The sequence below is a fragment of the Homoserinimonas flava genome, assembly GCF_054969005.1.
Window position 1 is genome coordinate 127,671 of sequence record NZ_JBUEQS010000003.1, and the last position, 14,020, is coordinate 141,690.

Here is a 14,020-nt window from a genome sequence, read left to right on the forward strand (position 1 = left end):
GCATCCGCCTGGATCACTGTCGGCCACCGTGCGCACCCCGTTAGCGCATGACCGACCGGCGCTAGATGTTGACGCCCTGGCCGCGGAGGAAGGCGGCCGGATCGGTGGTGGCGCCGCCGATCCGGAGCTCAAAATGCAGGTGGCACCCGGTCGAGGTGCCGGTGGTGCCGACACGCGCGATGTTCTGCCCGGGCCCGACGGTTTGGCCGGCGCTCACAAGAATGCCGCCCGACATGATGTGGCCATAGGCACTCGACGTGCCGTCGCCATGGTTCACAAGAATGTAGTAGCCGTAGCCGCCGTTCCAGCCCGCATACTCGACGGTGCCGGCATGCGCGGCGAAGATCGGCGAACCGCACCCCGGCGCCAGATCGACGCCGCCGTGCAGACTGCTCGCACCACTGCGCGGCGGCACACGCCACCCGTAATTGCTCGAGATATGCCCGCCTGACGGCCGCGCCCAGCCGGTCGCCGACACTTCGCCCGCGGCACCATCGCCCCACTGCGCCTTGATGCCCGCCGTGTACTCAGCCTCCGTCGCGATGCGCCCCTCCACGAGCGTCGCGAGCTGCGCCTGGAGCCGCGCCTTGTGCTCCTGCTCCTCCTCAAGCGCGGCGGTCGCAGCATCCGCCGCCGCCTGCGCCTGCGCCATCTTCTCCTGGGCGACTGCAGCAAGCTCCTCGAGTGCGAGCTTCGCAAGGTTCGCCTGGTCGGTGAGCGACTGTGCGGTGTTTTGATCCTGCTTCGCCTTGGCGAACACACCGCTCGACTGCTCGCTCACCTTCGACGCCATACCAAGCTGCGAGAGGAGGTCTTCGGTGCCAGCGTCACCGAAAAACAGCGTGGCGGTGATATCCGCGCCCCCGGCACGCTGTGCGCGCGCGGCGAGCTGGCCGGCCTGCAGCATCGAGGCGTCGGCGGTCACCTGAGCAGCGTCGGCCTGTGACTGCAGCTGCTCCGCCTTGTAGGCGGCCTCGTCGTAGGCCTGCTGCGCGACGAAGTAGTCGTCGCCCTTCTCTTTCGCGACCGCCTCTTTGGCCTTCACGTCGGCCTCAAGCTGGGCGAGGATGCCCTCGAGACGAGTCACCTCAGCGGCCTTCGCCGCCTCGTTGTTCCGTGAGGCGAGCACGTCTTGCCAGCTTGGATAGTCGGCGGCGAAGGCCGGGGCGGGGCGGAGCTCGGCAACGATCGTGCCGGTAACGAGCACGACGAGGGCTGCCATCATCGCGATGATCATGCGGATGCGCGACGCCCGTGCGACGGTGCTCCTGGCCATGATTCCTCGACTTCTCCTGCACACCCCGAAGGGCCCCTGGCGTCGAACCTAACGTGGGCCACCGACCCTGCGCGGGAGCGGCACGCGGTGGGGTCGAAACCTCCCCTTCGCGCCGCATCACAGCACCGTCACAAGCAGCGCAAAGGCGAGGCCTCTCTCGGTTTGGTAATTCGCCGCGCCATCCGTATGCTTATCTGTCGGTAGCTAAGAAGAGAAGTTCGCTTCGAGGCCCCATCGTTTAGTGGCCTAGGACACCGCCCTTTCACGGCGGCAGCACGGGTTCGAATCCCGTTGGGGTCACCAGACACAGTGTGTTTGCAGCAACAGAATTTCATAGCTAGGCCCTGTAGCGCAGTTGGTTAGCGCGCCGCCCTGTCACGGCGGAGGTCGCCGGTTCAAGTCCGGTCAGGGTCGCAAGGCACGGTTCACTCTCGCCAGTGTTCCGTGCCTTCTTTGCACGGTTCGCCATGCACGGCTCTGTAGCTCAGTTGGTAGAGCGTTCGACTGAAAATCGAAAGGTCACCGGATCGACGCCGGTCGGAGCCACTGCCCTATCTCGAGGCTTCTACTCGGGGTGGGGCTTTTTTGTGCCCGGAGGCCAGCCCCAACGTAGCGTCGGAGATTCGGCGCCACGCCGCGCTGTGTCCGACGATTCGACGGAGTGTCGCCGCTCCTCCGACGTTGCGTGGTGCGCCGCGTAGGCTCGACGGATGCATGAGACACCGGATGCCGCATCCCCCGGCCTCACATGGGGCGTCAAGCAGAGCTTCGTGAACTACGTCGTGGCGATGAGCGGCGGCACCGCCACGGTCGCCGACGGCGCCGGGACGAGCGATTCTGGCACGTTCTTTCCGCTCGTTGACCAGTCCGGTTTCGATCTCGCGTCGGCTCGCGGCACGATCCGCTTCGGCGGCAGCGTGCACTTCGCCGGTCACTTCGGCGCGCTCGACCTCACGCTCCAGGAGCCGTGGCTCGAGTCGGACGAGCAGGGCGCCGTCGTGAGCTTCGAGACGGGCGCCGGCCGTATCCCGCTCGCCGCCCTCGGCCCTGCCGAGACCGGCATGGACGGCGACCTCATCGTGTGGCGCGGCATCGAAACCCGGATGCTCGGCGAAGCGGCGGCCGCCTTCAACGGCGTCTACGGCGCGGGTGAACCGTTCGACCCGATGACGATCCACATCCTCGACGCCTGAGAAGGCGCAGACGCCGGCTGAGTCGGCGGGCCCTGGCGGGCCTACTCAACCAGCGGCGACAGCACGCACCATCGGCACGTGCGGGATCCCGTCTTCGAGATACTCGGGCCCGTCGGTGACGAACCCGAACCGGGCGTACCAGCCCTCGAGATACCGCTGGGCGTCGAGACGGATGCTCACCCCCTCGCACTGCGCGATGGCATCCGTCATCAGCCTCGCTGAGAGCCCGCGGCCGCGCGCAGACTCGGCGGTCGCGACCCGCCCGATGCGCCGCCCGTCGGGATCGACGAGGATGCGAAGGGTCGAGAGCACGAGCCCGTCTTCTTCGGCCCAGCACTGCACGGTGCCGGGTTCGAGGTCGCGCCCATCGATGTCGTCGTAGGCGGCCTCTTGTTCGACGACGAAGACGGCGCTGCGCAGCCAGAGGATGCGGTACAGCGTCTCGACGGGAACATCGCGGGTCGGTGCAGAAACGAACGAGAGCGGCATCCCGAAATCCTCCCATGTCACACTTCGGCCGCGAGCGGTGTCTCTCCTTGTACACCGTCACCATCAGGAGGAGTCATGGCCCGCATCCCGCTCACACACCGCCGCACGCTCAAGGTCCGCATCTTGGAGGCGTACAGCCGCCACACGTACGGCAAGGTGCCCGAGCCCGGCCTTGTCGCGCTGCACAACCCGCGCGTGCTCACAACGATGCTGAAGACGGAGGCGAGCGCGGCCAAGTGGAACCGCCTCGACCCAACCCTCGGTGCTCTCGCCGTCATGGCGTCGGCCGCGGAGATCGGATGCTCATGGTGTCTCGACTTCGGCTACTGGGTGTCGCACAACGACGGCGTCGACCCCCGCAAGCTCGAGGATGTGCCGGTGCGACACTCGAGCGATGTCTACACCGGGCTGGAGCGCCGCATCATGGAATACTCGGTCGCGATGACCGCGACCCCGCCCACCGTGACTGACGAGCAGGTCGCGACCCTGCGCGCCGAACTCGGCGACGCCGCGCTCGTCGAGCTCACGGCGCTCGTCGCACTGGAGAATCAGCGTTCGCGCACCAACGCCGCCATGGGGCTCACGAGCCAGGGGTTCAAAGACCAGTGCGAGGTGCGCCCGGCGGCGAGGAGCGCGAGCGCGTGACATCCGACGCGGCTGCGATCTTTGCCGAGCATCGACCGGCCCTCGTCGGGGCCGCATACCGGGTGCTCGGCACGATGGCCGACGCCGAGGATGCGGTGCAGGAGACGTGGTTGCGCTGGGCCGAGGTCGATCATGCCTCGGTTGAGGCTCCGCGCGCCTACCTGCTCAGCGCCGTGACCCGACAGGCCCTCAACCTGTTGCGCACGCACGAGCGCCGCCGCGAAGCCTACACCGGCCCGTGGCTGCCAGAACCGGTTGTGGATGCCGACCTCGGTGCCGACGACAGCGCCGAGATTGCCGAGTCGGTGTCGATGGCGATGCTTGTCGTGCTCGAATCGTTGAGCCCTGCCGAGCGCGCCACCTTCGTACTCCACGAGGTGTTCGGGATGCCGCTCACCGAGGTCGCAACGACGCTCGGCAGGTCCCCGGCTGCCGTGCGCCAGCTCGCGCACCGCGCCCGCGAGCACGTGCATGCCCGCACGCCGAGGCAGCCCGTCGACCGCGACATCCACCGCGCCGTCACGGAGCGATTCCTCGCGGCGGCGGTCGGCGGGTCGATCGAGGACCTCATGGCGCTGCTCTCGCCCGACGTCGTGCTCTACAGCGACGGTGGCGGCAAGCGACGGGCGGCACTCCGCCCCATCGTGAGCGCCGAGAAGGTGCTGCGCTTCGGGCTCGGTGTCATGCACAACCCCGACACCCCCGTCGTGATGCACATCGGCGAGCTCAACGGCCGGGCTGCGCTCATCGCGGTCGGCGATGCCGGGGTCGACACTGTCGTGACGTTCGCGATCGACGGCGGCATCATCACCGAGGTGTATGTGATGCGGAACCCGGAGAAGCTCGGACGGGTCGTCGCAGGCTAGTTCGGCGCCATCCAGTCCCGCTCGAGCTCCGCTGCAGGCATCGGACGGGCGAGGAGATACCCCTGCGCCCGGTCGCAGCCGAGCTGCCGCAGCACCTCGTACTGTTCCGCATCTTCGACGCCTTCTGCCACGGTGCGCAGCTCAAGGCCGCGCGCGAGGCCGATGACGCCGGCCACGATAGGGCGCCCCGTCCCGATGACGCGAGCAATGAATGATCGGTCGATCTTGAGTTCGTCGACCGGCATGTTGCTCAGCTGGGTGAGTGACGAGAACCCGGTGCCGAAGTCGTCGACCGAGATCGCGAAGCCGAGATCGCTGAGCCGCTGAAGCTGCAGCTGGGCCACGCTGCGGTCGGAGACGAGTCGGGTTTCGGTGACCTCGATCGTGACCCTCTGCGGCACGAGTCCTGCTGTTTCGACGACGTGCCGTGCCATGTCGGCGAAGCTCGGATCTTCGAGTTGGTGCACTGCGACATTGACGGAGGCCTCGATCGGATGCCCGGCCTCTGCCCACCGCGCAGCATCGGCACACGCGGTCTCGAGCACGAAGCGCCCGATCTCTCGGATGACGCCATTGAACTCGGCGAGGGGAATGAAGCGCGCGGGGCTGACCTGACCGAGCGACGGATGGTTCCATCGCGCGAGCGCTTCGACCCCGACGAGCGCACCGTCGGTGAGTCGCACCTGCGGCTGGTAGTGCACCTCGATCTCGCCGTTGCGCACTGCGCGGCGGAGGTCGGTGTCGAGCCGAGCTTCGTCAGGATCGCTCGGCAGTTCACCTGCGACCCGGCTGCTCCTCCGTGCCTTCAGGTCTGCTGTCGCGAGGGAGACGAGTCGCTGGGCGGCCATTGCCCGGAACGGTTCCTTCCACGCTGCATCCGCGATTGCCGGGTCGGCGCTGCCGGCGCTGCCGAGCGAGATGTCAGCGTGCACCGTGTCATCACCGACGAGGAAGGGATCCTGGAACGCTCGGATCACCTCCGCAGCCGCAGCCTCGGCATCGTCGGGTGCACCCCGCACGACAATGGCGAAGCTGTCGCCCCCGAGCCTGCCGACGAAGCCCCCCGGCCGCACCGCCGCCATAATGCGTTCGGCGATCTCACGGAGCAGCGCGTCCACGACGTCGGTGGCATATGAGTCGCTGATGCGCGTGAAGCGGTCCACCTCACAGGCAAGCACGAACACCTCATCGCCGCCCCGCTTCTCGACGTCGTCAATCGCCTCTGTGATGTACTTTTCGAGCCTTCGCCGGTTCGCGAGCCCCGTCAACGGGTCAAACAGAGAACTCCAGTCGATCGCTTCCTGCAGCCGGGCCTGGTCGAGGGCGATGCCGGCAAGCCCGGCGAGCCCCGTCATGCGGTCGAGCATCGTGCCGTCGAGGACGCGGGGCGGCGGCGTGCGTGCCCAGTAGCCGACCAAGATGCCGAGAAACCGTCCGGAGATTTGAACGGGCGCGACGGCCATCGTGTCGAAGTCGTAGTGTTCGACGATCGAACGGGCCCAGTCCGACGACGCGCCTGTCACCAGCGACGGCAATCCCGAATCCATGATGGCGGTGAGGTCGGGGCTGTTGTCTCGTGTGCCCTCCCACTGGGAGACCTCTTCGGCGAGAGCGCTGCTCCACCCACTCGAGGCGGCGATGACGAACCGCTCGCGGACGTTATCCCACAGCACGAATGATGAGCGCTCAGCAGCCCACACTGCGGGCACGGCGTCCGCGATGATCTGCGTGACGTCGCGGCCCTCCGTTTGTCGGCTCAACTCCCTGGCGACGCTAAGCAGCAACGCCGTCGTCGCGAGTTCGTTTTCGCTCGCGGTGCGCTGTGCGACGAACATGGTGATGTCTCGCTGCATGCTCACGAAGTGGGTCGGAACACCGTCCCGGAGAATCGGAGCGATCGACATCCCATTCCAGTAGAGGGTGCCGTCCTTGCGATAGTTGATGAGCTCTCCCACAAAGAGCCCACCGGTCTGCACCGCGTGTCGAATCTCGGCGAGGAGTTCCGGCTGGGTGGCCGGGCCTTGCACCAGGCGAGAGGTCGATCCGACGAGTTCGTCGCGGGTATAGCCCGTCATGGTGCACACCGCGGTGTTGACGGCGACGATGCGCTGCTCGGTATCCGTCACCATCACGCCGTCTTTGAGTGAGTCCATCGCCTGCAGGAGCAGGTCGAGATCGAGTCCGGGGGCCGTGAACCCGCGGACGTCACTCGGTTCCATTGCCGCCGTCGTGTTCCGCTCGCCTGCGCGCCGCAGGGAAGACATGGTCGACCGTGAGCGGCGCAATGACCGCGTCGCCGGTGTCGCGAGGATCGAACCAGCGCGCCTCGGCAATTTCGGCCGCGGCCGCGACGGGAGCATCGGTCACGAGGGTGAACACCTCGCAGTCGACCGTCCAACCCGGCTCGTTCGCAGCATCCGCCGTGAACCGACCGAGGTGCCCGAGGTCGTCGGGGTCGACCGTGAGCGTGAGCTCTTCGGCGAGCTCCCGAACGATCGCCTCTCGGGCCGACTCACCCGGCTCGATTTTTCCGCCCGGCTGCATGAAGGCGTGGGTGCCGTGTTTGCGCACGAGGAGGGCGCGGCCGTCGCTGTCGAGCACGAGGGCTGCCGCGAGTGTGAACACCTGCCCGCCATCGACGCTCCGCATACCCGCCGCGGGGCGCACACCACTCACAGTGTGGCCATAGCGCTAAGGATCGCGGGGCCGAGCACGACGATGAAGAGCACTGGCATCAGGCACAACATCAGCGGGAAGGTGACTTTAATGGGGATCTTCATCGCCTGCTCCTCAAGCCGCTGCCGCCGCTTGAGCCTCACCTCGTGCGCCTGGGTCCGCAGCACCTTCGAGATCGGAACACCGTAGGAGTCGGCCTGCACGATGGCCCGCACGAACCGGCTGAGATCTGGCACGCCTGCCCGTTCACCCAGCGCACGATAGGCATCCCGCCGACTCTGGCCGAGCTGGATGTCCTGCAGGGTACGCACCAGCTCCTCCGCGAGCGGCCCCTCGCCGTTTCGTGTGATTCGGGTGAGGGCAGCTTCAAACCCGAGGCCGGCCTCTACCGCGATTGTGAGCTGGTCGAGCGTGTCGGCGAGCCCCGCATCGATCGCGCTGCGGCGTTCCTGCGCCCGTCCGTGGAGCACCGCATCCGTCCCGAACCAGCCGATGAGCGTGATGATGACGGCGAGCGCCCAGCCGACGAAACTCGCCATCGCGAAGCCGATGAGCAGACCGAGGATGAGTGCGCCGATCCCGAGGAGGGCTTTTGCGCGCAGCGCCGCATTGAGCCGGCCGGATGCCGCACCTGACGCACCGACGAGACCCGAGATGCGGTGCACGGCGGTCGGCGGCATAACCCGGCGAATGGCGGCGTCGAGTCGGCTGTCCCCGCCGCTGACAGCACCGCCCGCGTTGGCGGTCGATGGGAGCAGCACCGCATCCCGTGACAGGTTTTCGCGGGCGAGTGAGGATGTCCCTCCACCGAGCACCGCCCAGACCCCAAAGAACAGCGCGGCGGTGATCGCCACGACCCCTGCCCCGAGCACGCCGAGCATCACAAGTCCACCGTGATGAGCTTGCGCAACCATACGCCGCCGACGACGAAGAGCAGCACCGAGGCGGCAAGCATGGCCCAGCCGGTGGGCTGGGCGATCAGCGGCGCGAGGTACGTGGGATTGACCACGAGGAGCAGGAGAACGATCGCGACCGGGATGCCCATGAGCACGAGGGCCGAGAGTTTTCCGTCAGCACTGAGTCCTTCGATCTGGCGTCGCAGCTCGTTGCGCTCCCGGATGGTCTCGCCGACCTGATCGAGCACTTCGGCAAGGTTGCCACCGACCTCGCGATGGATGTCGACGGCCTGGCTCACCCAGGCGAAATCGGCACTCCGCATCCGGTGCCCGATATCGGTGAGCACATCGCCGAGGTCACGGCCGATCCGCACCTCGTTGACGGCGCGGGCGAACTCGCGCGCGGTCGGTTGCGGCGACTGCTCCGCGACGGTGTCGATGGCGCGGAGCAGGCTGCTGCCGGCACGGAGCGCGCTGGCGAGTAGCTGGAGGGTGTCGTCGAGCTGCTCGGCGAAGGCGCGCCGCCGGCGATTCGCTCGCGATCCGAGCACCACCCGCGCGATCGTCGGCCCGGCGATGACTGCGAGGATTCCGACGATGGGATGCACGATGGCGGCGACGATCACCCCGAGCACCAGGCTCACCGCCATCGTGTACATTCCGAACCTCGCCGGCGACATGCGCACCCCCGCGAGCTCAATGTCGATGGCCATGACTGTGCGCACCCGGCCGGGGATGGCGCTCTCGACGGCCCGCTCCACACCGGCAAGTGGGTCGCGGTGCCCGGCGATGGCGGGGTCGTCGCTGATGGCGGACCGCCGGATGCGAGGGGCGCCGATGACCGAAAATACGAGCACGAACAGCGCGGTGGCGCACAGCACGACGCCGATGACAAGCTCCATCAGTGCGACCCCGACTCCGTTGGGGGTGGCGTGAAGGCGTCTGCCGGCAGGGGGATGCCGAGCTCGCGACAGCGTTCGGCAAACGCCGGCCGCAACCCGGTCGGGCGTATCTGCCCGAGGAACCGGCCCTCGCCGTCGACCCCCGCCGCGTGGTCGAACTCGAAGATGTGCTGCAGCGCGATGTTGTCACCCTCGATGCCGGTGACCTCGCTCACCGAGGTGACACGTCGGGTGCCGTCGCGCAGGCGGGTGATTTGCACAATGAGGTCGATCGATGAGGCCACCTGGTCGCGGATGGCGCGCAATGGCAGGTCGAGCCCCGCCATGAGCACCATGGTTTCGAGCCGCGAGAGCGCGTCGCGTGCCGAGTTGGCGTGGAGCGTCGAGATCGAGCCGTCATGGCCGGTGTTCATGGCCTGCAACATGTCGAGGCTTTCGCCGCCGCGCACCTCGCCGACGATGATGCGGTCTGGGCGCATCCGAAGCGAGTTGCGCACGAGATCACGGATGCTGATCTCACCCCGGCCCTCGATGTTCTGTGGGCGACCCTCGAGACGCACAACGTGGGGTTGCTGCAGCTGGAGCTCGACCGCGTCTTCGATCGTAACGATGCGTTCGTTCTCGGGGATAAACGATGACAGCACGTTGAGGAGCGTCGTCTTGCCCGTGCCGGTGCCGCCGGAGACAAGGATGTTCAGGCGCGCCTTCACACAGGCGTCGAGCACGGTGGCGAGCTGGGGCGTGAGGGTGCCGAACCGCACGAGGTCGTCGGTGCGGTAAGGATCCGCCGAGAACTTGCGGATGGTGAGGCTCGAGCCGTCAACGGCGAGCGGCGGGATGATGGCGTTCACTCGTGAGCCATCGGCGAGGCGGGCGTCGACGAGTGGCGACGACTCGTCGATGCGGCGCCCGACGCGCAGCACGATCCGCTCGATGATGTTGCGGAGATGGTCTTCCGATGCGAATCGCACGCCGCTGCGTTCGAGCCGCCCTGCTCGTTCGAGGAAGATCTTGTTCGGACCATTGACCATGATCTCGGTCACGTCGGGGTCGTCGAGGAATCGCTGCAGCGGGCCGAACCCGAGCACATCGTCGAGCACCTCCTGGGTGAGCCGCTCGCGCTCGGTCGATGTGAGGGGCAGCTCGTCTGCGGCGACAATGGCGGTGAGCTGCGCACGAACGATGTCGTGGAGTTGCGCCTGGGTGAGGGTGGTGTCGGTCAGGCGACCACCCATGCTCTCGAAGAGCGCCTGGGTGGCTCGGCTCTTGAGCTTGCCGAGCGCCTCCCTCGGAGGTGGCATCGATCCTGTCGGCGCCGCCTGCAGTGGCGTTGCCGCCGCCGGGCGCAGGTCCCTGGCCGCGGCGAGCCGGTCGGCGAGACTCACCGCGATCGCCTCGATCCGCCGCTCGGCTGCGCCGCCGGCACCGCACCCCGCACCACGATGCGATCGATGAGTGCGCTGAACGCCTTCAGGAGGCGTCCCCGTCTCGCCGACTCGACGATCGGCACACCCTCGTTCGTGGCGATCCGCACCGCCCGTGCCGCCGGGATGACGATGTCGACCGGCCTACCAAGCGCCTCGGATACATCCTTGAGTGTGAGCCCGGCCCGCGAGTCCATGTTGTTCACCACGAGGTGCTCGCGCGGCGCTCGCAGTTGCAACTCGTCGAGCAACGCCAGCTCCTTGCGCATGCCCCGGATGCTCGGCACATCCATGCCGCAAACGTAAACAATGTCGGTCGCATGGTCGAGCGCCGCGAGCGTGTGCTCCGCGAGCCCCGGTGGCGTGTCGATGACGACGTAGCGATACTCGTGGGCGAGCTGCTGCACGAGGTGCTCGATGTGATCGGCGGTGATGCCGGCAGCGGCATCCGGGGTCTCTGGGGCACACACCGCGAACAGGCCGGACGGGTGCTCGGTGAGAAACGACTTCAGCACCATGGAGTCGTTGCGCGCCGGCCCGAAGACCACGTCTGGCAGCCAACGATCGGGGGTGAGCTTCAGCGCATTGGCGACATCGCCGAATTCGAGATCGAGGTCCACGATGACAGTGGAGTGCGGGTCGGCGCGCGCGAGGCCGACCGCGAGGTTCGTCGACACGGTCGTCTTGCCGCTGCCGCCCTTCGATGACACGACGACGATCACCCTCGACGCGTCGTCGTCAACGGGTTCATCGACGACCGCTGGCGCCTCTGGTGCGCGTGACTGCGCAGCAGCCCTCGCCCCCGCGATCGCGATGCCCCACTCCTCCGCCGTGTCGGCCGGGTCGAGCACGTCACGGATCCCCGCCCGCATCGCCGACCGCAGGGTGTCGGCCGATGCCGAGGCGATGAGCACGACAACGGATCCCGGCCAGTGCACTGCGATCTGCTCAGCGATCGCGAACCCACCGCCCGCGAGCGTGTCTTCGCCGAGGATGACGGTGTCAGGATGGTGCCCCCGGATCGGGGTCGAGATGATCGCCGCCTCATTGTCGGTCGCCTCAAGCACGGTCCAGGTGTCGAGATGGTCAGCATCAGAACCGAGGGCCTCGACGACGCGCGCCGACACCGATTCGTCGTCTGTGATGAGCAGGAAGGGTTTCATTCCGAGAGCCCTTCGCGTGTGAGCACGCCGGCGATCGTGTCGTCAAGGTCCCCCGGCTGCTTCGACAGGTACAGGCTGCCGAACTCGACCGAGAAGATGAGCTTGCGTGCCTGCTCCGCCGTCACGGCGAGCGTCACAGCCGTGGCATCCGTCGACGCGCCCTCCTCCGGCGGCTGCACGCTGGCGACAAAAATGCCGTCGTAGAGCAACTGGGTCGACGGCCCCGCCTCGAAGCCTTCGGCGAACGACGCCCAGACGCCAATGAGATCGCCCGCAACGAGCGCCCCGCCGAACACTCGGTCGTCCTCGACCCCCAGGGTGAGCAACTGCGTACCGTCTGGCATGCCACCATCCACGTCGTCCTCCGCGACGAAACGGCTCGCGAGCACCTGCTCGCCCGGCACGAGATCGACGGACGCGGTGGTGTCGCCGAGCTCCGCGACATCCGACACCGCGTCGTCGACGACGCTGAGGGCCGGCAGCTCGACGATCGCGACACTCTCACCAAGGTCGACCGCGGCGGTGCCCGCCGGCACGGCCTGCTGCACGACGAGCACCTCGACGGTCTCGACACCCTCGAGCGCGCGTCGGTCGGCATCAGCGACGTAGGCGTACACGAGCGTGCCGCCGGCGACGGCGAGCAGCACCGCGAGCACGGCTGCGAGCGCTCTGTTCTTCAGCATGTGGTCTCGCTATTCGATGAGGGTCACGGTGCCGGGCACGACTGTGCCCGTTCCCCTGACGATATCCGGGTGGTTGTCTGGGAGGGGAGAGAACTTGCCGCTCATCCCCGAGCTGGTGACTCGGTTGGGTGCCGGCTCGAACAGCATGAACGAGCTCACGCGATAGCGATCGCCTCCGAAAAAGGTGTAGCTGTAGTCGTCCCACAGCGCGACGACGATCGGTTGCGTCGGCAGGGTGCAGCCGCCCCAGAAGAGTGGGACGCCCTCGTCGCGGTATTCGGTGCCAGGCGTCACTGTGATCTTGTTGCAGTTGACGCCGACCCGCACGACCTGACGCGCGGGGCTGAGAAAGCCCTCGCACTCAGCGGTGCGCCCCGAGATTCTCAGCGTGACGCGTTTGTCGTCATCCGGCACCGAGCACGCCTCGACGAAGAACGGATACACCGACGCGCTGACGATCCCGCCACCGGAGGAGGTGCTCGGGGTCCACTTCGCTGTCGCCTCGGCCGAGACCGTCGAGGAGTCGATGCCGATGATGGGGGCGAACCAGTGCTCAACCACGGTGCTGGCGTCGACCGTCACCGTGCGGTTCGTGCTGTCGAGTGTCGCGGATGCCGAATCCGCACCGTTCAACGCGGCAAGCGTGATCCCCGGACCATCGGCACGGCACGAACTCGTGCGCCCCGCCGCGCAGTCCTGCGCGATCGCGAGTGCGACCGCATCCGCTGCAACCTGCGCTTTCGCCCGCTCGGACTCTGCGTGCCCGTAGTCGATGGCGAGTGCCGCGAAGCCCATGAGCAGCACCCCGAGCAGGGCGACGAGCACGGCCGCGGCACCCGATTCGTCGTCCCGGATCGAGCGCAGCACCCCGACACGGGCCTCGACCTGGCGACGGATGCCGCGGGGGCGGCGCGCACGGAGCATCCGCTGTCGAGGCATCATCCGCCGCACCGCATGACGGCTCGGCCCTCGAGCGTCACCCCGGTCGGGAATAGCCCGGTGATCGACCGCACGGGGTAGGTGATGGTGACGGTCGCATTCTGTGTCGGTGCGCACGTGGATGGTGAGACGGCGACCTGGGCAGTTGTCAGTGCTGGGCTCAATGCCGGAGCCGCGCCGATCGCGGTGCTTCGAGCTGTCGCGGGAGTTCCGCTGAGCGCCATCTCGCGCGCGCCCTCGCGCGCGGCGCTGGTGATCTGGAGCTGTGCGTTGTAAATGTTGCCGAACTCGACGATGCCGAAGATCAACAGAAATAGCACGGGCACGATGAGGGCGAACTCGACAGCGACTGCTCCGCGTTCAGATTCTTGGCGATCGCGAAAGCGTGACATCAGGCCTCCCCGATTGTGGGTCGCCTCAGAAGGCGGTGATGCGGGCCGGTCTCATCGACCGGCCCGCGATGACCCGACTCAGAGGTTCGGGATCATGTTCTGGAAGAGCTCATTCAGCTGCGGCCCGAAGAGGGCGACGGCGGCGATGACGGCGACGGCGATGAGGGCGACGAGGAGTCCATACTCGACGGCGGAGGCGCCACGCTCATTGTCGCGGAGTCGATCTGTCGCCGACTGCGCGAAGGTGTGAACGGTTGCGAGGAACTTGGTCATGGGTGACTCCATTGTCTGCCACTGTGCATTGAACCCGACGCTCTTGCGCCGTGGTCCTGATGCTACGTGGGGTACAACGGCCCATCAACCAAATTCGGGGTACAAGATGAGGCTTTAACCACCCGACTTCGGGGGCCGGCCGATCACAAGCCCTGCACGACGGGGTACATTCGGGGAGCGCGGGGTGCGGCGATTCTCAGGCC

General features: G+C 67.4%; 15 protein-coding genes and 3 tRNA genes. 6 read left to right on the forward strand and 12 right to left on the reverse strand.

The annotated features are described in order from the left end of the window. Positions 1–61: 61 nt before the first annotated feature. The gene (locus tag ACY48M_RS09410) at positions 62–1,276 is read right to left on the reverse strand and encodes a M23 family metallopeptidase (RefSeq protein WP_462820028.1); all 1,215 of its coding nucleotides are present in this window, start codon (positions 1,274–1,276) and stop codon (positions 62–64) included. Between the two features lie 227 nt (positions 1,277–1,503). Here ACY48M_RS09410 and ACY48M_RS09415 point away from each other — a divergent pair. The 4 genes from ACY48M_RS09415 to ACY48M_RS09430 all read left to right on the forward strand — a co-directional run bounded on the left by ACY48M_RS09415 (position 1,504) and on the right by ACY48M_RS09430 (position 2,469). Further along, positions 1,504–1,579 (forward strand) — tRNA-Glu (locus tag ACY48M_RS09415). A gap of 37 nt (positions 1,580–1,616) precedes the next feature. Beyond that, a tRNA-Asp gene (locus tag ACY48M_RS09420) sits at positions 1,617–1,690 on the forward strand. Between the two features lie 59 nt (positions 1,691–1,749). Further along, positions 1,750–1,822: transfer RNA gene (locus ACY48M_RS09425), tRNA-Phe, on the forward strand. A 164-nt stretch (positions 1,823–1,986) separates the two neighbouring features. Next, entirely contained in the window at positions 1,987–2,469 is a 483-nt protein-coding gene (locus ACY48M_RS09430; protein WP_462820029.1) for an HtaA domain-containing protein, read from the forward strand. A 45-nt stretch (positions 2,470–2,514) separates the two neighbouring features. Here the strand turns inward: ACY48M_RS09430 and ACY48M_RS09435 are convergent, their stop codons facing one another. Then, a complete protein-coding gene (locus tag ACY48M_RS09435; RefSeq protein ID WP_462820030.1) occupies positions 2,515–2,958 on the reverse strand; it encodes a GNAT family N-acetyltransferase in 444 nt (147 codons plus the stop codon). 75 nt (positions 2,959–3,033) lie between these two features. Between ACY48M_RS09435 and ACY48M_RS09440 the strand changes: the two genes are divergently transcribed. Together ACY48M_RS09440 and ACY48M_RS09445 are read left to right on the forward strand one after the other, a co-directional pair. Further along, the gene (locus tag ACY48M_RS09440) at positions 3,034–3,603 is read left to right on the forward strand and encodes a carboxymuconolactone decarboxylase family protein (RefSeq protein WP_462820031.1); all 570 of its coding nucleotides are present in this window, start codon (positions 3,034–3,036) and stop codon (positions 3,601–3,603) included. Then, a complete protein-coding gene (locus ACY48M_RS09445) occupies positions 3,600–4,469 on the forward strand; it encodes an RNA polymerase sigma-70 factor (protein WP_462820032.1) in 870 nt (289 codons plus the stop codon). The genes ACY48M_RS09440 and ACY48M_RS09445 overlap by 4 nt, the downstream gene beginning before the upstream one ends. Here the strand turns inward: ACY48M_RS09445 and ACY48M_RS09450 are convergent. The 10 genes from ACY48M_RS09450 to ACY48M_RS09495 all read right to left on the reverse strand — a co-directional run bounded on the left by ACY48M_RS09450 (position 4,466) and on the right by ACY48M_RS09495 (position 13,817). Further along, a complete protein-coding gene (locus ACY48M_RS09450; protein WP_462820033.1) occupies positions 4,466–6,688 on the reverse strand; it encodes a sensor domain-containing protein in 2,223 nt (740 codons plus the stop codon). The genes ACY48M_RS09445 and ACY48M_RS09450 overlap by 4 nt on opposite strands. Beyond that, positions 6,675–7,145, reverse strand: a complete 471-nt coding sequence (locus tag ACY48M_RS09455) for an NUDIX hydrolase (protein WP_462820034.1) — start codon at positions 7,143–7,145, stop codon at positions 6,675–6,677. Before ACY48M_RS09455 ends, ACY48M_RS09450 begins: the two co-directional genes overlap by 14 nt. Beyond that, the gene (locus ACY48M_RS09460; protein WP_462820539.1) at positions 7,142–8,026 is read right to left on the reverse strand and encodes a type II secretion system F family protein; all 885 of its coding nucleotides are present in this window, start codon (positions 8,024–8,026) and stop codon (positions 7,142–7,144) included. Before ACY48M_RS09460 ends, ACY48M_RS09455 begins: the two co-directional genes overlap by 4 nt. Beyond that, positions 8,026–8,943 carry a type II secretion system F family protein gene (locus ACY48M_RS09465; protein WP_462820035.1) on the reverse strand — a complete coding sequence of 306 codons (918 nt, stop codon included), beginning with the start codon at positions 8,941–8,943 and terminating at the stop codon, positions 8,026–8,028. The genes ACY48M_RS09460 and ACY48M_RS09465 overlap by 1 nt, the downstream gene beginning before the upstream one ends. Then, positions 8,943–10,328 carry a CpaF family protein gene (locus ACY48M_RS09470; protein WP_462820036.1) on the reverse strand — a complete coding sequence of 462 codons (1,386 nt, stop codon included), beginning with the start codon at positions 10,326–10,328 and terminating at the stop codon, positions 8,943–8,945. The genes ACY48M_RS09465 and ACY48M_RS09470 overlap by 1 nt, the downstream gene beginning before the upstream one ends. Then, a complete protein-coding gene (locus tag ACY48M_RS09475; protein WP_462820037.1) occupies positions 10,325–11,530 on the reverse strand; it encodes an AAA family ATPase in 1,206 nt (401 codons plus the stop codon). Before ACY48M_RS09475 ends, ACY48M_RS09470 begins: the two co-directional genes overlap by 4 nt. Next, positions 11,527–12,213: a Flp pilus assembly protein CpaB gene (gene cpaB, locus ACY48M_RS09480; protein WP_462820038.1), complete on the reverse strand. Its 687-nt coding sequence runs from the start codon at positions 12,211–12,213 to the stop codon at positions 11,527–11,529. Before cpaB ends, ACY48M_RS09475 begins: the two co-directional genes overlap by 4 nt. A 9-nt stretch (positions 12,214–12,222) precedes the next feature. Next, a complete protein-coding gene (locus ACY48M_RS09485; protein WP_462820039.1) occupies positions 12,223–13,155 on the reverse strand; it encodes a pilus assembly protein TadG-related protein in 933 nt (310 codons plus the stop codon). Continuing rightward, positions 13,152–13,544, reverse strand: coding sequence for a TadE/TadG family type IV pilus assembly protein (locus ACY48M_RS09490; RefSeq protein WP_462820040.1), 393 nt, complete (start codon positions 13,542–13,544; stop codon positions 13,152–13,154). Before ACY48M_RS09490 ends, ACY48M_RS09485 begins: the two co-directional genes overlap by 4 nt. A gap of 78 nt (positions 13,545–13,622) precedes the next feature. Further along, on the reverse strand, positions 13,623–13,817 hold the full coding sequence (locus ACY48M_RS09495; protein WP_462820041.1) for a Flp family type IVb pilin: 195 nt from the start codon (positions 13,815–13,817) through the stop codon (positions 13,623–13,625). Positions 13,818–14,020 lie beyond the last annotated feature (203 nt).

Coding starts and splice junctions, on each gene's coding strand:
- ACY48M_RS09435 (WP_462820030.1), bottom strand. CDS start 2,958: ATGCCGCTCTCGTTCGTTTCTGCACCGACCCGCGATGTTCCCGTCGAG.
- ACY48M_RS09490 (WP_462820040.1), bottom strand. CDS start 13,544: ATGTCACGCTTTCGCGATCGCCAAGAATCTGAACGCGGAGCAGTCGCT.
- ACY48M_RS09495 (WP_462820041.1), bottom strand. CDS start 13,817: ATGACCAAGTTCCTCGCAACCGTTCACACCTTCGCGCAGTCGGCGACA.
- ACY48M_RS09485 (WP_462820039.1), bottom strand. CDS start 13,155: ATGATGCCTCGACAGCGGATGCTCCGTGCGCGCCGCCCCCGCGGCATC.
- ACY48M_RS09410 (WP_462820028.1), bottom strand. CDS start 1,276: ATGGCCAGGAGCACCGTCGCACGGGCGTCGCGCATCCGCATGATCATC.
- ACY48M_RS09430 (WP_462820029.1), top strand. CDS start 1,987: ATGCATGAGACACCGGATGCCGCATCCCCCGGCCTCACATGGGGCGTC.
- ACY48M_RS09440 (WP_462820031.1), top strand. CDS start 3,034: ATGGCCCGCATCCCGCTCACACACCGCCGCACGCTCAAGGTCCGCATC.
- cpaB (WP_462820038.1), bottom strand. CDS start 12,213: ATGCTGAAGAACAGAGCGCTCGCAGCCGTGCTCGCGGTGCTGCTCGCC.
- ACY48M_RS09460 (WP_462820539.1), bottom strand. CDS start 8,026: ATGCTCGGCGTGCTCGGGGCAGGGGTCGTGGCGATCACCGCCGCGCTG.
- ACY48M_RS09465 (WP_462820035.1), bottom strand. CDS start 8,943: ATGGAGCTTGTCATCGGCGTCGTGCTGTGCGCCACCGCGCTGTTCGTG.
- ACY48M_RS09450 (WP_462820033.1), bottom strand. CDS start 6,688: ATGGAACCGAGTGACGTCCGCGGGTTCACGGCCCCCGGACTCGATCTC.
- ACY48M_RS09475 (WP_462820037.1), bottom strand. CDS start 11,530: ATGAAACCCTTCCTGCTCATCACAGACGACGAATCGGTGTCGGCGCGC.